Below are 21,293 nucleotides of genomic sequence, written 5' to 3'. Positions count from 1 at the left end.
TTAAACCCGAAGAACCCCACCCCGCCAAAGCTACGCTTCGTCTCCCCTCCCCGCAAGCGAGGAGGGGATTAATATTAATTTGATTTTTCTCCCTTCCGTACTATGGGTTAGGTTTGGCGTTGGTTTTTTCAGATGAGATGAAAAGTCAGAAAATAGGAAACTCAAGGTTGATTGTGCGCGATGAGATTAACGATCGCTGTAGCTAAATCCACTGGATCGACGGGTTTAGGTAGGTGTTTTTGAAATCCTGCGGTCATTGCTTGGTTATAATTAATTTCTCCAGCATAAGCAGTCAAAGCGATCGCTGGAATTTCCCCACCTTGCTCTGGCGGTAATTTTCTCAACTCGCGCAGCAACATATAGCCATCCATCAAGGGCATTCCAATATCACTTAACAGGATATCTGGCTTTGATTGGGCTAGTGTTTCCAGTGCTTGGGCTGCTGATTCAACTGCCGTTACAGTCGCTCCATATTGTTCTAGCGCAAAGCTAAAAAACTCTCGCACATCAGCTTGATCGTCCACAAGCAGGATTTGCACTCCAGCCAGTAATGTGTCGTCAGTACTGACTTCTGGTTGAGAATCTTCAGGACTCTCAACTCGTAACTCAGAATTTTTCAGCAAAGGTAGCCTGACTGTAAAGGTAGCCCCCTGTCCTTCTCCCAGACTCTCTGCCTGAACTGTACCACCGTGAAGTTCTACTAAATGACGCACAATTGCTAGTCCCAATCCCAGTCCGCCAAAGACTCTAGTTGTCTTGGCATCGGCTTGCCGGAAGTAATCAAATACGTAGGGCAAAAATTCCAGGTTGATTCCCTTACCTGTATCAATCACCTGGATTTGGGCATCTAACCCAACTTGCTCTAGACGCACTTCTACTCGTCCTTCTGTGGGTGTGAATTTAACGGCGTTGGAGAGGAGATTCCAGATCACTTGTTGCAAGCGATCGCTATCGCCGAGAACTTTGCCGATATCATTACTTAGCACCGTTTGAATTTCAATTGATTTAGCTTCTGCTGCTAAATGCACCGTTTCTAGTGCAGATGCGATCGCTACTTTTAAATCTACTGCATAGAGATTTAACCTGACTTTACCTTGTAAAATCCGCGAAACATCAAGTAAATCTCCAATCAGTTGGGTTTGTAACTTGGCATTCCGCTCGATTGTTTCCAATGCCCGGACTCTAGTGGCTTCGTCGAACTTGCGGGTTCTGAGTAACTTTGCCCACCCTAAAATCGGATTCAAGGGAGTTCGGAGTTCATGGGAAAGGACAGCGAGGAATTCATCCTTAATGCGGTTGGCTGTCTCGGCTTGTGCCCTTGCAGTCTTTTCGGCTTCGTAAAGTTGAGCGCGAGCGATCGCTTGGGCACACTGTTGCCCTAGTGTCAATATAAATCCCCGGTCTTCTTCATCAAATATTTGGACAGTGGCAAAGCTTAATCCGAGTGCCCCAATTACTTTGCCTTCTACTATCAAGGGAATGGCAGCCCAGGCATTATTTCCTGTGAGAGCCACTCCATCTGCTAAGTTCGGATATTTAGCAATAAAGGTTGCTAAATTTTCTAAAAAAATCGGCTGCCTAGTTCTGACTGTTTCCGCTACTTGGTTAGATGCTGTGATGGGATAATTTGCCCAGGTATCGATGATCGATCGCGGATAGCCAATTGCTTGCACAACCTTCAGAGTAGTACCTCCCTCAGTAAGTAAGACAACGGAACCAGCAGTGGCTGACAAGGCGGCAATCCCTTGGTTCACCACCACATCAGCTACCTGTTGGGGAGTTAGCGCTTCTGAGAGGGCAGCAGTTATTCTTTGTAAAAGAATAGTGCGATTGACAGACCGTTCAGCGGCCTGTTTTGCCTGTTGAGTTTCCTGGTAGAGTCTGGCGTTGTCGATGGCTGTTGCCGCCCGACGAGCAATATCCTCTGCTAAAGCCAAGTCTGTTTGTTTGTAGTGCCGACCTGACTCGGCTGTAAAAAAAGAGATTGCTCCAAATAATTGCCCACGGGAACGAACTGGAATCACCATTAGAGAACGAATACCCAGACTTCGCAGCAATTGCAGATGTTCCTCGTCTTCAGCCATCTGTACAAGATGAGACTCAGATAATTCGGGATAGAAGACAGATATTCCCAGCCTTAGCTGTAGCACAAGCTGTTTGGCTCTGGTTTTGGGTCGATAACGGCGGCGGATTTCGTCTAAAGTATTTAGTTTTGTGGCATCGGCAATTGCGATCGCAATTTGTTTACTTGACCAATCTTCCTGAAAAACATCTACAATACACCAGTCAGCTAAGGTTGGAACTGCTAGATTCGCCACACTTTCCAAGGTGATTTCATAATCTAATGACGCAGCTAATAAGGTGCTGGCTTCGACTAAAAAGTTTTGGGTCGTTTCAACTCGTTTGCGTTCGCTAATATCTTCAATAATCCCTAATGCATACTTTGGAAGTCCCTTAGCATCACAAACTGCTGATAAAGTTAGGTTTACCCAAACAATGGAACTATCTTTGCGAATGTAGCGCTTTTCCAGGGAATAACCACTAATTTCTTTTGCAAACACTCGCCCAGCATTCTCCCAATCAACTTTTAAGTCGTCAGGGTGGGTAATTTCCTGAAAGTTCATTTGGATTAACTCTTCATGGCTATACCCAGTAATCTCACACAGAGCCGGATTAATTTGTAGAAATTTTCCATCCAATGCTACTAGAGAAATGCCCACAGCTGCCTGGTTGAACATTGCCCGGAACCTTTCTTCGCTTTCCCGCAAAGCAACTTCTGTTTGCTTTGCTGCTGTCACATCTGCCAAAATAATTCCAATTCCTACCGTTTCACCCATTGCATTGTTGACCGGGTAATAGTTGCCCAGCCAGTAGCCGTAACGTCCTGGTTGTCCCCTTGTCTCAAAGCTAATTTCCACATTCAGCAGGGGTTCTCCAGTATCTAAGACGCGCTGTAACTGTAGCTCCAACTCAGCTGCCATCGCTGGCAACACTTCCCCAAATTTGCGTCCTAGATGTTCTTCTATGGTCAAACCGTTAATATCAGCCAAAACCTGATTAATTCGGATATATCGCAGTTCCCGATCCAAAAAGCATACTGCCACAGGTGCAGCTCCTAAGAGCGCATCTAGAAGAGATAGAGATTCGGCATAATGGACTAAAGTCTGGTGGATATCTTGATAAAGTCGGGCATTTTCCACTGCTAAGGCAGCACGATGGGTAATATCTGTTGCTAAAGTTAAGTCAGTGCGATCGTAGCGACGGTCTGATTCTGCGGTGGCAAAGGAGATGCAGCCGAGTATTTTTTGGTGTGCGATTAAAGGCACAACCATCAAAGACTTCATCCCCAATTGCCGAATCACTTCTAAGTGTTCGTGATTCTGAGTAGTCGCCACCAATAGCGAGTCAGATACTTCTAAAATTAATTCTGGTTGCCTGGTTTGCAGTACCTTAGCGATGACATTTGCACCCTTGGAATCTGGGACATACTGCTCAAGTTTATGCACCAACTCCGCTTTCGATGGGTCTGCATGGGCAATGGGTAGGCGGCGAATGGAACCATTTTCATTTAAAATGTCAACGCTACACCAATCAGCAAGCTGGGGAACTGAGATTTTGGCAATCTGTTCTAAGGTTTGTTCATAATCCAGCGAAGTAGAGAGTAAACTACTAATTTGGGCAATATAGCGGAGTCTTTCCTCAGCTTGCTTGCGCTCTGTAATATCGAGAACAAAAAAAGCACCTCGATCTACAGTCCCTTCAAAATGGCTGCCACCTGCCAAAATTGGGAAGCGTGAACCGTCTTTACGGATATATTCCTTTTCATAGGGTGTGCAAAAGGGGCTGTCTTGAAATTGAGTCAGTGCTTGCTTATCGAGTGGCAGATATTCTGTAGGAGTCAAATTTTGCCAGTTAAGTTTTCCAGAAACTAATTCTTCACGAGAATAACCCACCATATTCAGCAAGGCATCGTTAGCCTCTGTGATCCTACCGTCTCTATGCCAGAAGCCAATACCAATCATGTTTGACTCAACCACGCTGCGAAACTTCGCTTCGCTTTCCCGCAGTGCTTGCTCAGTTTGTTTCAGTTGAGTAATATCAATTAAACTAATGCCCACTCCCAACAACTGCCCATCCGGCAAACACACCGGATAATAGCTGACAAGACCATAACGATACACCCCAGGCGGATAGGTTTCACCGCTGACTTCCTGGTTGAGTAAGGGCTGCCCGGTTTGCATCACTTGCTCAAAAACAGGCTCAATTTGGGCTGCCCATTCCGGTAGTACTTCCCTAAAGGTGCGACCAATATGTTGACTTTGCGGTACACCGTTAATGACGGCTAGCGCTTCATTAGCATGAATGTAGCGCAGTTCAGTATCGAGAAAAGCCAGCGCCATTGGTGAACTAGTTAGCCAAGCATTGAGTAACGCCAGAGATTCGTTTTTTTGCTGAATAGCTTGCTGAAGTTCCTGGTGCAACGTGGCTTTTTCTAGTTCTGCCTGCTTGCGCTCAGTAATATTCACACCTACACAGGTAATACCCTGAATACTATTGTCTGCATCCTTTAGCGGTTCAACGAGTAAATCATAGTAACGGTCTTCTCCAGAAATTGTGAGATAAACCTCTTCACGGGTTGAAATATCAGTCTCAAGTGCCTTCAGCTTAATTGCCCTCAATTTCTCTGCTACTATAGCTGGAAATAATTCATCATCAGACTTACCTAACATTTCCTCAGCAGTATCTAGACCTTGAGGATTATGAATCCACTGATATCGCAAATCGCGATCTTGCTGAAAGATCACGATATCTGAACTATTTAAGGCTAATCGAAATCGCTCCTCACTAACTGTCAGCTTTTGGAGATTTCCATCAGCCCGTCTTTTAGCAGTCTTTAATTCATCACATAGGATACTAAAAAGCAACCCTTGTAATGCAAACAACCCAATTCGCACAAAATTGGATAAGTCAAAACTTAGCTCATAAGCTGGGGGGAGAAAAAAGTAATCGCTCAGTAACGCAGACAAGGAAGTTGCTAACAGCCCTGACTTCAAACCACCATACCAAGCACTCACCATTACAGCGCTAAAAAACAGCAAAAAAGGAGTTCCACTCATGCTTAACCAGGGGTCTAGCATCAACATCAGCACTAATGCAAGTGCGACAATTAATACAACAATGCCATAACGCAGTAAGTGGGAATAATGAATATGGGGCATGAAAATGTCTTGGAACAACCAATACTTATTGCAGAGGCTCTACATACCCTAAGCTAGTTTGTAAATTTTAGTAACTTATCCACAGATAGATTTTTATTTAGTTTTAAAACCTCTTTTGTTAGAAGCTAATTTATCAACAATATAGTATGCGAAGTCAAAAATTATCGTGAATTTTATATATAGCAGGGAACAGGGAATAGGGAACTCTTAACAGGCTTGAAAGTCTCTTGGTGTCAGTGTTTTATGATTAGCTTAGGACATAAGCTACCTGGCAACTGCTATATAGCAATCCTGTTTGATTTGTGAAAATTGAAAGCCACAGATCCTCGACTTATCAAAGAAGTCAGGGATGTTGTTTAGGATTGCTATAAGTAAGTGGGCGAGGATAAATCAAACTATGTTAAGTAATATAAAAATCTTAAAATTTGCTTGTAATGTACCCCTTGGGGGAAGCAAGCTAGGCGTAGCATCTCGTAGAGAGGGCTGGAGCCGCTCACTACAAACCTTTAATTATTTACGCCGACCTACTTAGAACCTCACGAGTTAACAGATATCCTTCAGCACTGCTACCAATTTTTCAATATGTGCTGCTTCATGAGTTGACATTAAAGATATTCTGATCCGACTTGTAGGCACTGTGGGGGGGCGAATTGCTGGGGCAAAAATGCCAGCATCTCTTAGCTGTTTTCCAGCTTTGAGGGCATCTGTAGCACTGGGCAATTGAAAACATAATATCGGTGATTCCGATCGCAGCAATTTTAGATTAGGTAACTGTTGTTGCAGCAAATTTTTCAAGTAATGTACATTTTGCCACAATTGGGCACGGCGTTGCGGTTCTTGTTGCACGATCTTGATTGCTGCTAAGGCCGCCGCCGTATCAGCAGGCGAAAGCCCAGTGGTGTAAATCCAAGTGGCTGCGCGGTTCCGCAAAAAGTCAATTAGGGCGCTACTTCCTGCCACATAGCCGCCTAAACTACCCAAAGCTTTACTCAATGTGCCAATTTGAATTAACTGCTTTCCCGTACATCCGAAATGTTCGACACATCCCGCGCCAGTTTTTCCTAGTACCCCAGTGGCATGAGCTTCATCAACTAGCAGCATACAGTTATATTCATCAGCGAGATCCAACAGTGCGGGTATTGGACATAAATCGCCATCCATGCTGAACACGCTATCAGTAAGAATCAAACAGCGTCGGTAGTTTTGTCGCTGTTGACTCAACTGAGTTTTTAATCCTGCAAGATCACAGTGCGGATATTCCACAACTGCTGCACCACTGAGAATCGCCCCATTTTTCAGACTGGAATGATTGTACTGGTCAGATAAAATTAAATCACGCTTGCCTACAAGGGCAGTAATTGCACCCAAATTGGCTAGATACCCGGAACTAAATACCAAGGCATCTTCTGTTTTTTTGGTAGATGCGATCGCCGACTCTAAATCTTTGTGTAATTCTCGATGCCCACTGAGTAATCTAGAACCAGTACTACCAGTGCCAAATTCGGCGATCGCCGCGATCGCCGCTGCCATTAACCGCTGATCTCCCGCAAGCCCCAAATAGTCATTACTGGCAAAATTAATTACCTCTTCTCCAGCTAAAACCACCGTTGCACCCGGACGACCGTGGATTGTTTGTACTGAACGATACCAGTCTGCCCGATGAATTGTTGCTAGAGATTCATCTAGCCAAGCATAAGGGTCACGTCGCTTCGCTCCGAATTCAAAATTCAAAATGACGCTCTCTACGAGACGCTAAAAGCGAACGCAGACTCGCTAACGCTGCGCTAACAAAATTCAAAATTAATGATCCCCATAAATAATAAATAAATTTAGGGGCTTGTATCATGAGTTGTTTTCGGTCAGTGGGCATAAGGGGGGCAGGGGGAGAATAACTAATGACAAATGACAAATGACAAATGACAAATGACAAATGACAAATGACAAATGACAATTAAACTTGTTCGCTGCTGAGATGAGCGATCGCTTGTTTAATCCAATCTTCGACATAGGCATCTTTGGGTAGTCCGATATCTTCACTGACTACATGCAGGGCGTGACTGACCTCATGGGCAGTATATCCCAAGGCGAAGAGGGTCATTTGCACCTCTTCGAGAATTCCCGGTGCTGGGCCACCTGTGGCGACGAAGAACCCGGCTGATTTGCGCCACTCGACTAATTTGCTTTTCAGTTCCAAACAGATGCGTTCGGCGATTTTTTTGCCGACACCGGGAGCCTGAATTAAGATTTGTGTATTGCCAGCGATAATTGCTTGGACTAAATCTGGTAGTTCCAGAGTGTCCAGGAGTGCGATCGCTAAGGCTGCACCAATACCGGTGACAGTCAGCAACTGGCGAAATAAATCGCGTTCGGCTGGCGAAGCAAAGCCATATAGTAACGGCACTTCTTCCCGAATTTGGAAATGAGTAAAAATTTGCGCCACTCCTCCCGATTCTGGTAATTGCTGTGCTAGCCGTTGGGGAACTTGCAAATCATACCCCAAGCCATTCACTTCCAGAGTCAGAATCACGCGATTAGCGCCAATTGTTTGGATACCAGCGACTATACCTTTTAAATAACTAATCATTACAAGAGACCAAAATAATTTAAGCCTTCGATAATTCCACCTGCACAAAAACATGAAGCCAGGTAGCGGTGATCAGCGGGATACTCATTGTGCCATTGGAGTAACTCTTTTCGGGCATTCCCCACAATGATGCCCCGTTCGTTGCCTACAGCAAATAAAGCAATATCATTACCTGAATCACCACAGACAACTGTTTGTTCTGCTGCAAATTTCCACTTTTGGCGTAAAAACTGCATTGCCTGACCTTTATCGCTGCTATGGGGTACAATGTCAAGGTCAATACCGCTACTGTAGATTAACTTTACATTTAATTTATATTTCTGCAACTCCGCTTCAAGTTGTGGTAGAACATTTGCAGATGAATCTTGTTGTAGGAAAAAACTCACTTTGAAGGGACGCTGTTCTGAATCTGGTTGCCGAACTAACTCAGGATATTTTCTTGTAATAGATAATACTGTTTCTCGTTCCCACCCCGGAGAGAGGATTTCTGACCAATCTGAGTCTGGAGTATCACTACCATCTAGGTAAATTTCTGTACCAACAGAAAGAACAAGAGCATCTGGTTGCAAAAGATTTTTTTGAGCTTGGAGTTCTTTGTAAAGTACAGGCGATCGCCCAGTAGAATAAACAATTTTCGTACCGTATTCTTGGCGGTGCTGACTCAGCAGTTGATTTAGTTCTGGTAAAGCGCTGTCATTGCCTACGGTGCGATATACAAGCGTATCATCCAAGTCTGTTACAAAAAGAAATTTAGCCATAACCACCTCTTGTGCTTCGCTTTACCATCAAAAAGTTTATGTCCTTTTTACACTTATCTAAAGAAAATATAGATGTAGTCTAAGACGCTTGGTGTTAGCGCCAAAAACCTAAACTCTGTAGGTTGGGGAGCCACTGCGCCCTTGCGGTTTCCCGACTTGTTCGCGCAGCGTCTCCGACAGGAGAAGCATGTGGCGTTTGAGGAATGAAACCCAACATTTCCGGGGCTTTGTTGGGTTGCGCTTTGCTTAACCCAAGCGTATTGAGATGTAGTAGTCTGGTTTAACAAAAAAGTCAGGAGACACAGAGCAGTATTCCTCCTGCAAAAACTGCCTTTGCTGTTATATTTCAAGTAATAAATAGATTTATAATTTCATTACAACGATTGCAGCAAATGCTTAAACGTTTCTTATATATGGAAGAGCGTTTGTTGCAAATATATTAGCATTTGCGACAACTGCTTATAGATTTCCTGCAAATGCTTAAACGTTTGTTATATATGAAAGAGCATTTGTTGCAAATGTATAACCATTTGTGGCAAATGCTTATACATTTCCGGCAAATGCTTAAGCATTACTTATCAATGTTGTTGCATTAGCTGCAAACGTTCAAACTTTGACAACTAATGTTTAAATTTGAGCGATGTCTACAGAGACGTAGCACCGAAAAACAATGTAAAAACATAGCACTGCTACGTCTTTTTTGCTTAATGCACTACAATACAATCAATTTAACCACCTCTACCGCCTGCGATCGCATCTCTAAAAACTTTTAACATACTCAGAAGGCTTATGAGTGATATCGCTAAACAGTGGGAGAAGTTAAAGCAGAACCTTCCTATTGGACACAAATTTTATGGAGAGATTATAAGTGTTAAGCCTTTTGGTGTTTTTGTGTACCTTGGCTATCAAGTCATTGACGGTTATAAACTAAGCGGAATTATAGATATTGGTACAAAACCCGATTGTGATTCATCTGGTTTACCCACGGACACTTCTTTGTGGCCACAAGTTAGTCAACAAGTCCATTGCAAAGTGATTGCTTACCGGGAATACAATAAGGAAGTAGATTTAAGATTGGTTCAATAGAAAATAACTATTGTGGTCAACACCTCTCCACAACATCCGACTCCAAGCAATTCTCCTTCCTATATTCTGCCTCTTGAGAGTGGCGATCGCCTCACTCGTCCAGAGTTTGAGCGTCGCTACAATGCCATGCCCAATGTCAAGAAAGCCGAATTGATTGAAGGAGTCGTTTACGTGGCATCACCTTTGGGCTTTGAAGCACATGCCGAACCGCATGGTAATTTAATGATTTGGCTGGGAATTTATAAAGTAGCTACGCCCGGTGTCAGACTGGGCGATAATCCAACTGTGCGGCTAGATTTACATAATGAACCCCAGCCTGATGCCATTTTGTTAATCGATGCAGCGTGTGGCGGATTGTCTCATCTGGGTACTGATGGTTACGTAGAAGGTGCGCCAGAATTAGTAGCAGAAGTTGCCGCCAGCAGTGCCAGCAAAGATTTGTATGATAAAAAACGTGCCTATCGCCGCAATGGCATTCAGGAATATATTGTTTGGCAGGTTTTTGATAGCACTGTTAGTTGGTTCAGCTTGCAAAATGGTGAATACGTAGCCCTGATTCCAAATGCGTCAGGCATAATTCAAAGTCAAGTGTTTCCGGGATTGTGGCTTGATGTATCAGCATTAGTTGCGGGAAATATGCAACAGGTGTTGGCAGTGTTGCAGAAAGGGCTAAATTCAGTGGAGCATCAAATGTTTATTCAGCAAATAAGTATTTAAAAAGGGTTAAACCGAATTATTTTGAGGAATGAGATGGTATAGTTTACAGTGTGTGAGTGCCACTACAGCTTGAACTAACTCTTCTGGATCAAGGGGCTTGGTAACGTGTCGTTGATAACCACTGGTTATGGCTCGCTGGTGATCATCAACTCTGGCATAGGCAGTCAAAGCGATCGCCGGAATCTGTCCGCCTTTTTCGGGGGTTAAAGTTCGGATCTGTTGGATCAGGGTATAGCCATCAACTTCGGGCATCCCAATATCACTGACTAACACATCGGGTTGGAAGGACTCTAGATTTGCCAACACTTCTGCCGCCGAGGCAACAGTCAGCACTTTTGCTCCGTATTCAGCAAGCAATACTGTTAATAGCTCACGGGCATCGGCGTCATCATCTACTGTGAGGACTCGAATCCCCGTAAGTTCGAGTGCTTGTTGTGGCAACTTATCTGTCTGCTTGATTTCCGGTTCAACATTCAGCAGTGGCAACCGGACTGTAAAGATGGCTCCAAAGCCTTCACCGGGACTATCAGCCGTGATCGTGCCGCCGTGAGCCTCAACTAACTGACGGACGATCGCCAACCCCAATCCTAATCCCCCATACTTGCGAGTAATTGAGACATCTTCCTGACGGAATGACTCAAAAATATGCGGGAGAAAGTCAGCGTTAATGCCAATGCCCGTGTCGCTGACGATAATCTGTGCCTGATCATCCACTCGCTCTAGTCGGATTTCTACCCGTCCTCCGTTGGGGGTAAACTTGATAGCGTTGGAAAGTAAGTTCCAAACGATCTGTTGAAGGCGGGTGGAATCTCCAGAGACTTGCCCAATATTCGGCAGTAGCGGATGCAACTGAATTGATTTGGCAATGGCTGCTGTCCTTACCGCGTCGAGCGCAGATTCAATGAAAAATGCCAGATTCACAGGAGATGCATCCATGCTGAGTTTGCCGCGCAGAATCTTGGCAATATCGAGCAAGTCATCAATCAGTTGAGTTTGCAGTTTAACGTTGCGTTCGATGGTAGCCAAAGCTTCAGCTGTTTTGGTTTGATCAAATTTGCGGGTTTGCAGCAGTTTTGTCCAGCCTAAAATGGGGTTGAGAGGCGATCGCAATTCGTGGGAGAGAACGGCAAGAAACTCATCTTTGATCCGATTGGCGCGTTCGGCTTCGGCTCTGGCTAATTGCTCCTGTGACAACAGGCGATCGCGTTCGATTTCAACTTGTTTGCGATCGCTGATGTCTTCGGCAATACCTGCAAACCGATAAATCTCTCCTGTTTCATCTCGAAGCCCAAAGCAGCGATCTCTTACCCAGCGAATACTGCCATCGGCTAAAACAATGCGGTACTCTTGATCAAATTCACCTGCGACAGCTTTTTCCTGAAACGCTCTATCAGTCGATTCCCGATCCTGTGGATGAATCCGATTAACCCATACTTGTTGGTTTTCATACAATTCCTGCGGGTTCAATCCCCACAGGCGTTCGTAGGCAGGACTGACATAGCTAACTCGGTTTTCTGGCACCTCTTTGATCCAGAACACCGCATCAATGTTTTCTGCGAGCTGCCGGAAACGTTCTTCACTATCCCGCAGAGCTTCGGCTGACCGTTTGCGTTCGGTGATATCTAGATCAATACCTGCCATCTGAATCGGTTGCCCGTGTTGGTCGTAGAACACCTTACCCTGGCTCAGTGCCCACCGAATGTTGCCGTTGGGATATACTACCCGAAATTCAATGTCATAGTCTTCGGCTGTGGCGATCGCATGAACTACGGCTGCCAGCACGCGATCGCGATCGTCAAGGTGCAACCGCGCGACAAACATTTCATAGGAGCCATCAAACTCTCCTGGTTCTAGTCCAAATAAGGGTTCCAAGTTATCCGACCAGGAAATTTTTCCCGTTTGCATGTTCCAGTTCCACGTTCCCATTCGAGAGGCTGACAGTGCCAATCGCAGCCGTTCTTCGCTCTGGCGCAGTTCCGCTTCTACCTGTTGGCGTTCCTTTAGTTCATGCTGTGCCTGCTGATACAGTTCTGCCTGTCGCAACGCGATACTCACCTGAATTGCCAGTTCTTTGAGCAAGTCAATCTCTAAGGGCTGCCAAAATCGAGGGGATGCACAATGATGAGCAATTAGCAATCCCCAAAACTTATGATCTTGCAGAATTGGCACGACCAGATTAGCTTTCACTTGAAACTGAGCTAACAATTCAACGTGGCATGGGTCAATACTGCTCTGGTGAATATCAAATATCGCGGTTACGTAACCCTGACGATAGCGTTCGATATAATTCTCGACAAAAGCGGGATCGTAGCTGACAGTTTCCGGTCGATTCCATGCGATGTAGTTCTCAGCGAGGCAGGGATCATGGATAGTAGAAAAGTACAGCGATCGCCACTGTGCCCCAACCGATTCTGCTACGACTGTGCCATCCCCGTCAGGTTTTAACCGAAAAACCAGGACGCGATCAGTCTGGAGAAACTGCCGGACTTCGGCTACGGTTGTCTGAAGAATTTGCTCCAGATTCAGCGATTGGTGAATTTGCTGGGTAATATGTGCGACTACGCGCTCTCGTTCAATACGCTGTTGCAGTTGGGTGCGTAGCTGCACTGTTTCAATTGCCGCATTTACTGCTATTTGCAGCCCTTCTGGGGTAATTTGCTCTTTGACTAGATAATCTTGTGCGCCGGCTTTCATCGCCTGAACTGCGATCGCCTCACTGCCCTGCCCCGTGATCACAATCACAGGTAGGCACGGCTGTTGAGTCAGAAGTTGCAATTGCGCCAGAAATTCCAGTCCATCCAGATCGGGCAGTCGATAATCAAGTAAAATAATATCTGGCTGGTGTTGCTGCCAAAGTTCCAGTCCTTGCCGTCCCAAGGTTGCTGCCAAAAGTGTATAGGAATACTCGCGATCGCGCAGCAAACACCGCCGATAGAGTTCTCGATCTTCTGGGGAATCATCGACAATTAAGACAATGCGCGATCTCTGACTCATAACTAATCCTTCGGGCAATCGGGCAGTGTCGTCACATCAAACCAATACTCTACCAACATCTGAATATCTTTTTTGAGTTGAGCAAAATTGATCGGCTTAACTATGTAGCTGTTGGCACCGTATCGATAGCATACTTCGATATCTTTGGGATTGTTAGAGGTAGTAAACACCACGACCGGGATCATCTTCAAGTTATCATCCTGTTTAATCTGGCGCAACACTTCTCGGCCATCGGTTCCGGGTAGGTTCAAGTCCAGCACAATCAAGCCGGGACGCGGCGCACTCTCGCGCTCCACATAGCAGCCAGTCCGATAAAGAAACGCCAAGGCTTGTTCCCCATTCACACATCGATGAGTGGCGATCGCAATGGCAGAGCGCCCTAGAAATCGTTGCAGTGCCTCAAAGTCTTCGTTGCTGTCCTCTACAATTAAAAGCAATGGCGTTGGCCTGACAGGAAAAGCTGAAATGCTAATCATGTGTTTGCCTCCGCTGACAGGGTGAAGTAAAACGTACTGCCTTGAGTCGGGATAGATTCCACCCAAATTCTACCACCGTGCCGTTCCACGATTTTGCGGGCAATGGTTAACCCTACCCCAGTCCCACCGCCAAACTCGTCCCGTCCATGTAAGCGGCGGAATATCTGAAAGATTTTGTCGAGATGTTCTTGGGGGATGCCAATGCCGTTATCACGAACGTAGAAAGTCAGAGAATTGGGAGCAACTTTTCTTTCCCCATTTCCTTCGATGAAACCAATTTCGACCCACTTCTCAGGTTTATCATTATACTTAATGGCGTTGCTGATCAGGTTGGTGAAGAGTTCATTAATCTGAGAGCGATCGCATTGAACGCTCTTAAACGGTTGAGGAATGCGAAACTCGACTTCGCTCTGCGGTCGGGTAATAGTCAAGGTGGTGATTACCTGCGGCACTAACTCATTCAGATTCACTGGTTGCCGGATCAGTTGGGCGCGTCCCAACCGGGAGAAATGCAGGAGTGAATTGATCAGGTCTTCCATTCGCTGCGTCAGCCGCACCATAGTTTGGAGTTTCCCAACCCCATCGTCATCGAGTACCTCTGCATAGTCCTCCATTAAGAAGTTAGCATAGTTGTGAATGCCCCGCAGTGGTTCTTTCAGGTCATGGGAGGCAACGTAGGCGAAGGAATCGAGTTCTTCGTTACTCCGTTGTAATTCAAAATTCATCAATGCCAGTTTGTCTGCCTGCCGCAACACAACGCCCACAATCAGGCTTCGCAGTTCAGTAACCGCTTCAACTTCACAGGATTTCCAGGGCAGGGCAGACCCTTGCACCGTTTCTTGCCATAATTCAAAGGATTTGCGAGGAGACATTCGGAAACTGCCATCTGACACAACTTCTACAGGTTTGTGGGGGTTGCCGCCCCAATTCACGGTTTGAATTACCTCTGGACGAAACCAGAGAATGTAATTGTGGTGAACTCTAGAAATTTCCAGGGCTAACACCCCACTAGCGATCGCTTTAAATGACTCGGCGGCAGGGTAATTTTTAGTGAGCGATCGCGTCTCAAACAAGTTATGATAGAGGTGAGGTTTAATCCAATCGAGTAAGGCGTGAACCTCTGACTCCGATGGTGTTTTACCCACTCGAATACACTGGTCGCCACTGCATATCACCGCTCCGGTGGCGCTGACCAAATTGAGTAATTGAGATTTCAGTTGTATCATGCCATCCAGGAAATACTCAGCCTGAGACAACGCTTCCACAAATTGGGTTTGTAACGACTTCAATTGCCTTTTGTAGTCAATGTCTTCACTGGCTTCTTTGTTTGCCAGTTCCACAGACATCACCTGTCCAATGAACTCGCACATGGTGCGGATATTGTAAGAAACATATTTGGGTGACGAATGGTGACAGGCAATCAATCCCCAAAGCTTTTGTTCGTGTATCAGAGAAATAGACATGGAGGCGATCGCGCCCATATTTTGCAGGTACTCTTGATGAATCGGAGAAACACTCCGCAACACCGATAGACTCAAATCAAGCGGTTGATTTGTCAAGGGATTGTTTGCTGGAATTAAGGCAACAGGCTGGTAGCTGGCATCTGGAATCAGCCGCAGCCAGTTGAGAGTATATAGCTGTCGGGCTTGCTTGGGAATGTCTGAGGGTGGATAGTGTAAGTCCAGATAGGGCGTTTCCTGATTCGTGTCTTCAGCGATGACGCTACCTGCCCCTTCCCGATCAAATCGATAGACCATGACGCGATCGAAGCCAGTGATTTGCCGCACTTCTTTCACCACGATTTGGCACATTTCCAGCAGCGTAGGTGCTTTTTGAATGCGAGTGATGGTTCCTTTTACCTGTTGATAGAAGTCAAAAAATCCTGTTTTGCCCTTCGCTTTTTTCTGCTCTAATTCCAGAATAATGATATTATCTAAACGATGCAGAATGCCATCAAAATAAATTGATTTATTCAGATGTTTGATTGACAGGTTGAGAGGATTGATGCTTTCAAAATCCTCTGTCAGACATTGTTGAATCAGCTTAATCTGCTTGACATCCAGTAAGTCTGATAGTGGCTTGCCCAGCAATTTCTCATGTTGACGGCCAATAACTTCCTGGGTGTTGCTGCTTACCTGAATGATTTCCAGGGTAGGATCTTGCAAAACTAGTAAAACCCCGTGAGGCTGAATCAGACTTGGAGTGTGGATCGGTTCGCGATCGCAGTTTGTCAAATCAATCGTCTCATCAGTCATATCATATCCGCTTGATTACTTATTAAAGCCCAAGAACCCCAAAGAGCCAAAGCTGCGCTATGTCTGCCCTAAGAGTAGGCTCTTAGGGGATTAAGGGGAGCCAGTGCGGGAACAGGGGGTTCCCCCCATGAGCGACTGGCGTGTGGGGTGCAATGGCTATGAGAATCACAACTAATTACCCGGACATGATATCATTCTCAGTTTATCAAACTCCTCATTAAAACTCTGGCATAAATCAGAAATGTTGAATATGTAGTTAAAACAGAGATTTACTAAGTCCAATTATTTCTTTTTAGCTGTTTAGATTTTTAATTATATTTAACTGACTAATAAAACTCTCTATAAAATATACAGGTTTTAAATAGATACTTTAACTATAGCAATTCTGCATCAAACGCGCAGAAACAAGTCACTGACTTTTCCAAGAAGTCGGGAATATACGGGTTGAAATTTGACTGTTTCAGCCTTGATGTCAGGCTCTAGCTTCTACTCTTCGCTTAATGTTTCAATCAACAAATCTACCTGCTGTTGTCGCTGCTGCAAAAAACTTTCGCACTGACGCAAATACTCAACAGCAGTTGCAAATTGGTCAAACACAGCTGACAATTCCAACTCACCCGCCTCAATGCGAGTAATAATTCCCTCTATTTCAGCAACCTTCGCCTCATAATTCCAACCTTCCTCAGAACTAGAAGCACTCTTACGTTTAACCATTAACCTCTCTGTGTCCTCTGCGCCTCTGCGGTTCGTTCACTTCCATAACCTTTACTTTAACCCCACCCTGCCCCAACTGAATCACTAACTCTTGCCCCACAGTCAACTCCGCCGCCGAACGTGCGATCGCTCCATCTTCCCGTCTCACCACCGCATAACCACGCTGTAACACCGCTTGCGGGTCAAGACTAGCCAACTTTTGCCGTAACAATTCTAGATGCTGCGTTGCTTGCTGCGATCGCCCCGTCGTAATTTGCACCAAATGCTGACGCTTCCAAGCTAGCTTTTCCACCTCCTGCTGCACTTGTCGATCTAACCGCAAACGCCGCAAACGATTCCGCAATACTTGCAGTTTATTCTCAGTATTTTCCCTAAAGTCATGCACCGCCTCATGTAAAGCTACAATTCGCCCCCGATGCTCAGTATACAACTCTGCAAGTGCTGGCACAACCATTTCCGCCGCCGCAGTCGGTGTATGCACACAAGCATCTGCAACTAAATCTGCTAAAGATTCATCTCGTTGATGACCGATACCAGTAATTACAGGAATAGAACAACTAGCAAGCGATCGCACCACTCGTTCATCATTAAAGCAAGCCAACTCCTCAACAGCGCCGCCACCACGCGATAAAATTAACACTTCGGCGCGACCATCTCTTTCCACCCGCTCAATTGCTTTGACGATAGATTCCGGCGCTTGCTCACCTTGTACTGTAGCCGGAGAAAATAAAACGTGTAAACCTGGATACCTTTGCTTGAGGGTTTTTTGAATATCACCCCAAGCAGCAGCCGTTGGTGAAGTGACGACAGCGATCGTTTGGGGGTGGGTTGGGAGCGATCGCTTTCTTTGCGCGTCGAACAACCCCTCAGCCAGCAAGCGATTTTTAAGTTGTTGATAGCGCAACGCCTGTAAACCAACACCAGCAGGTAGAGTCTGCCAAACTGATAACTGATATTCTCCCCGTTGCGGATACACGCGAATACTGCCTAAAATGATTATCTGCTCACCGGGAACGGGTATCTGCGCGAGTTTTGGCAATTGGCTATTCCATACCACACACTTAATTCCGGCGGTGCGATCGGTATCTTGCAGCGTGAAAAATAACCCACTACGATGATGGTTAGCACTGGAAACTTCGCCAGTTACCCAAACTTGCCGTAATTGTTCATCTTGCTCTAACAGCAAGCGGATATAGTCAGTTAATCCAGATACCGAAAGTGCTGTATCGAGAATGAGAGAGTCGGGAAGGTCGAAAGTCATCAAAGATGCCTGAAAGCATTTGTGCTGGAGCGATTCTAGCATTTTTCATCAAAACGGAAGTTTATGCCAGTAAATGCTTTAATCTTTGATTAAAACAAATCAGATAGAGCTGCTATAGGACTCGTATTTGATTTTTGAAATAACTCAGTATACATCTATTCCCTTCTTTCCTGTTAAGAGTTCCCTCCCTACGCAAGTAAGTTCAGGAATCAAATCGGATTCCTATATATGTAGGTAAACTGATTGTAAACGTACTCCCTTCCCCTAACTTTGATTGCACACTTACACTACCCTTCATACCTTCTATAAGTGTCTTGACAATCGATAAACCCAAACCACAACCCCCAGTAGCATGAGAGCGGGATTCATCTACGCGATAAAATCTCTCAAATATCCGTGTTTGGTGTTGCAAAGGAATGCCATAGCCTTGGTCACAAACTTGAATAATTGTCTGATCTGGAAGCTGATTTAACTTAAAAATTATGGGTGTATCAGCTTCAGAATACTTAATTGCATTATCAATCAAATTTAATAATACTTGTTTGAGACGACTGTAGTCTGCCTTTACCTCAATTGGATAAAATTTTGACTCGATTTTAATTGTGCGATCGCTATATTTTTCTGCCATCATGACAACTTCTTCAACCAAGTCATTTAGCACATAAGATTTCATTTGAAAGTATAAGTAACCGCTATCTGCTCGTGCTAAATCAAGTAAATCTTGTAGCAGGCGGATAGTGCGTTCCGCTTCCGATGCAGCAGTTTCTAAAGCTTCTTGTTGGGTTTGGGTTAAGTTATTTTGCTTTCGCAAGACGCTTTGCAAATAACCATGTACAATCGTTAAGGGTGTGCGTAACTCGTGAGAAACATTACTCACAAATTCTCGTTCTTGCTGCCATGATTGGGAAAGGCGTGATAACAGCATCGTTAAGGTTTGAGCTAATTCTTTGACTTCGCTGGGTGCATTATCAAGATATAGCTGTGCTTGTCCTAAATCTTCAGCGGAAATCACAGAAGTCATTTGATTTAGCTGGCGCAGAGGTTGCAGAGAACGCTTAATATAAAATGCGATCGCACCAGTTAAAACAATAATCGCCAAAACGCTAGTAATACTTAAACTCTGCACCATTACCACAAACATTGTCTGTTCGCGGGTAATGTCCTTTACTACAAATAACTCACCGAGCAATTTACCCTGCACTTGCACAGAACTACTGCATAAAACAAAGTAGCTTTGGTTTACTTTGTAAACTTGTGGTTTAATCGGCATCTTAGTCAGGGACATTAACTCAGCTACCGTAGTATCAGATAACAAATCTAAAGTAGCAGATTTTACTATAATTTTATTATCAGGACTTTTTAACCATAATAATGTATTGGTATTCGTCAGATTATTAATAGCCTTTTGCAATCCAGTTTCCGGTTGCATCATTTCACTATAAATTTGCACATCTTGCGGCAAGCGCTTGGCGATTTGTTCTATATTATTCTTATGACTATCAACTAAAATTTGTTGCATTTTCCAACTAGTCCATGTAGCGAAGCTACCTAATACCAAAGCTGAAAATGCTGCAATACCAACCGTGAGGCGTGACTGTAAAGAAAATGGGTCTATATTTATCCAAACTTTTATGATTTGCTTCACTGTTCTGGTTGCATTTTAGGTGTTGAAGAAGGCTTGATCAATAAAATCAGACTGCTAAATTTCAAGTTACTGTCAACCGCTACATCTTTAGTTATAGCTGATTTGAACTTACCTTTGTTGCATACTTACAGTGAAAAGGGCAACCATTCCCAAAAGATTGCTAAATATTTTTATTTCATTGCCCTTTCAACTTCGCAAATCCTTCGCTAATAAGAATATAAATACATTTACTAGTAATTAAATTAATTTCTGCTGAGAATTACCTTAAAATTTCTACTACTGTGTATTCTTTTATGGATCGTGTGTAAAACCCCATCCCCTTGTGGCTGGGGAGTGCGATTCGTTCACTCGAAATGAGTAGAAATACTCAGGGATGAGTGGCATTTGAGAGATAACCCCATTGGGTTGAGTTCGCACTTTAATCTCTCTCAGATGATAACTGAATAACCATGAGGGTGACTCCAAAGGAAACTATGAAGAAGTCCCTCTCCGTAGGTGCAACGGTAACAGCATCATCCCTACGTTAGCGACTAGCCATCAATCCGTAAAGCGGGATGAAAAGGAGGAACAACTGGCAGCCTAAGCTGGTTCCCCTTCGAGCATGAACCTATGAATAGCAAAAGCAAAGATGCGCCGAACCATCGTGACACAAAACCAGCGAAATAAGGCTTAATGCGTTGGAGCCAAAAGGCAAGGGATAAATGGGGCTGGCAATTTCCCCGTTGACCAGTTGCACTCCCAATAAACCCGGTGGAAAGCATCATTCTAAGGGTTCTAACAATGGTTATTCGGAACGAAGTAACCTTTCGTTTGCTCTCAGCAAGGTCGATAACTGAGTAGGTGCTAACCGTATGCAACGAGAGGAAAGATTAAGTCAGAAGCGAACGCCCTATTGTAATGACAGGGATATGCTGACGGACTTACGGTGATTTGGAATGTAAAGTTATGAGTAGCAATGCAAAAGTCTAATACACGACAAATTGCTCCCAAACCCAACAAAAACGGTTTTCTCCCCCTGAAGACTAACCGAATTAAGAAGGTAAGGGACAATGAATCGATGGTGGAATGGAAACACATCAACTGGCGTAAGTTAGAAAGACGTGTTTTTAAGTTGCAAAAACGAATTTACAAAGCATCTCGTCGTGGTGATGTCAAAGCATTTCGCAGACTCCAAAAGACGCTGATTAATTCCTGGGGTGCAAAGTGTCTATCGGTTCGACGGGTCACACAAGATAACCAGGGCAAAAAGACAGCAGGAGTGGACGGTGTTAAATCACTATCCCCAGAAGCACGTCTTAATCTGGTTGCCATATTAAAACCTAACTCAAAGGTGAAACCGACACGACGGGTTTGGATTCCCAAACCAGGAACGGATGAGAAACGACCTTTGGGTATTCCCGTAATGAACGACCGAGCCTTGCAAGCGCTGTTCAAACTGGCATTAGAGCCAGAATGGGAAGCGCGATTTGAACCTAACTCATATGGGTTCAGACCTGGGCGCTCATGTCATGATGCAAGAGAGGCAATATTTAACAGTAAACCAAAAAGTTTTTCTCCAGAGAGCGATCGCTAATCATAGCTAAG

Annotated in this window: 13 protein-coding genes; 3 read left to right on the top strand and 10 right to left on the bottom strand. The window is 44.7% G+C overall.

Annotation, left to right across the window (positions count from 1 at the left end):
- Positions 1-161 precede the first annotated feature (161 nt).
- From HWQ41_RS25005 to HWQ41_RS24990, 4 genes are all read right to left on the bottom strand, one after another.
- Positions 162-5,219 (bottom strand): PAS domain S-box protein, encoded by a 5,058-nt coding sequence (locus tag HWQ41_RS25005; RefSeq protein WP_292769028.1) that lies wholly within the window; start codon positions 5,217-5,219, stop codon positions 162-164.
- Between the two features lie 543 nt (positions 5,220-5,762).
- A complete protein-coding gene (bioF, locus tag HWQ41_RS25000) occupies positions 5,763-6,950 on the bottom strand; it encodes an 8-amino-7-oxononanoate synthase (RefSeq protein ID WP_292769026.1) in 1,188 nt (395 codons plus the stop codon).
- Positions 6,951-7,170: 220 nt separating this feature from the next.
- Positions 7,171-7,803, bottom strand: coding sequence for a Holliday junction branch migration protein RuvA (gene ruvA, locus HWQ41_RS24995; protein ID WP_292769023.1), 633 nt, complete (start codon positions 7,801-7,803; stop codon positions 7,171-7,173).
- Positions 7,803-8,561, bottom strand: coding sequence for a sucrose-phosphate phosphatase (locus HWQ41_RS24990; RefSeq protein WP_292769020.1), 759 nt, complete (start codon positions 8,559-8,561; stop codon positions 7,803-7,805). The genes ruvA and HWQ41_RS24990 overlap by 1 nt, the downstream gene beginning before the upstream one ends.
- Positions 8,562-9,350: 789 nt before the next feature.
- On the opposite strand from HWQ41_RS24990, the gene HWQ41_RS24985 reads away from it, so the two are divergent.
- Complete coding sequence (locus HWQ41_RS24985; protein WP_292769017.1) at positions 9,351-9,647, top strand: hypothetical protein; 297 nt, start codon at positions 9,351-9,353, stop codon at positions 9,645-9,647.
- Between the two features lie 12 nt (positions 9,648-9,659).
- Positions 9,660-10,364: a Uma2 family endonuclease gene (locus HWQ41_RS24980; RefSeq protein WP_292769014.1), complete on the top strand. Its 705-nt coding sequence runs from the start codon at positions 9,660-9,662 to the stop codon at positions 10,362-10,364.
- A gap of 6 nt (positions 10,365-10,370) precedes the next feature.
- On the opposite strand, the gene HWQ41_RS24975 is transcribed toward HWQ41_RS24980, so the two are convergent.
- From HWQ41_RS24975 to HWQ41_RS24950, 6 genes are all read right to left on the bottom strand, one after another.
- Positions 10,371-13,358: a response regulator gene (locus HWQ41_RS24975; protein WP_292769011.1), complete on the bottom strand. Its 2,988-nt coding sequence runs from the start codon at positions 13,356-13,358 to the stop codon at positions 10,371-10,373.
- Positions 13,359-13,360: 2 nt separating this feature from the next.
- On the bottom strand, positions 13,361-13,834 hold the full coding sequence (locus HWQ41_RS24970) for a response regulator (protein ID WP_292769009.1): 474 nt from the start codon (positions 13,832-13,834) through the stop codon (positions 13,361-13,363).
- Complete coding sequence (locus HWQ41_RS24965; protein ID WP_292769007.1) at positions 13,831-16,089, bottom strand: ATP-binding protein; 2,259 nt, start codon at positions 16,087-16,089, stop codon at positions 13,831-13,833. The genes HWQ41_RS24970 and HWQ41_RS24965 overlap by 4 nt, the downstream gene beginning before the upstream one ends.
- 486 nt (positions 16,090-16,575) lie before the next feature.
- Positions 16,576-16,803, bottom strand: coding sequence for an exodeoxyribonuclease VII small subunit (gene xseB / locus HWQ41_RS24960; RefSeq protein ID WP_292769003.1), 228 nt, complete (start codon positions 16,801-16,803; stop codon positions 16,576-16,578).
- Positions 16,796-18,064 carry an exodeoxyribonuclease VII large subunit gene (xseA, locus tag HWQ41_RS24955; RefSeq protein ID WP_292769031.1) on the bottom strand — a complete coding sequence of 423 codons (1,269 nt, stop codon included), beginning with the start codon at positions 18,062-18,064 and terminating at the stop codon, positions 16,796-16,798. Before xseA ends, xseB begins: the two co-directional genes overlap by 8 nt.
- Before the next feature lie 202 nt (positions 18,065-18,266).
- Positions 18,267-19,709 (bottom strand): HAMP domain-containing sensor histidine kinase, encoded by a 1,443-nt coding sequence (locus HWQ41_RS24950; protein ID WP_292769000.1) that lies wholly within the window; start codon positions 19,707-19,709, stop codon positions 18,267-18,269.
- A gap of 955 nt (positions 19,710-20,664) precedes the next feature.
- Here HWQ41_RS24950 and HWQ41_RS24945 point away from each other — a divergent pair.
- Positions 20,665-21,282 (top strand): reverse transcriptase N-terminal domain-containing protein, encoded by a 618-nt coding sequence (locus tag HWQ41_RS24945; RefSeq protein WP_292768997.1) that lies wholly within the window; start codon positions 20,665-20,667, stop codon positions 21,280-21,282.
- Positions 21,283-21,293 lie beyond the last annotated feature (11 nt).

Source organism: Nostoc sp. NOS(2021) (genome assembly GCF_017115025.1).
Taxonomy (GTDB): Bacteria; Cyanobacteriota; Cyanobacteriia; order Cyanobacteriales; family Nostocaceae; genus Nostoc.
This window is presented reverse-complemented; position numbering and strand designations above follow the sequence as displayed.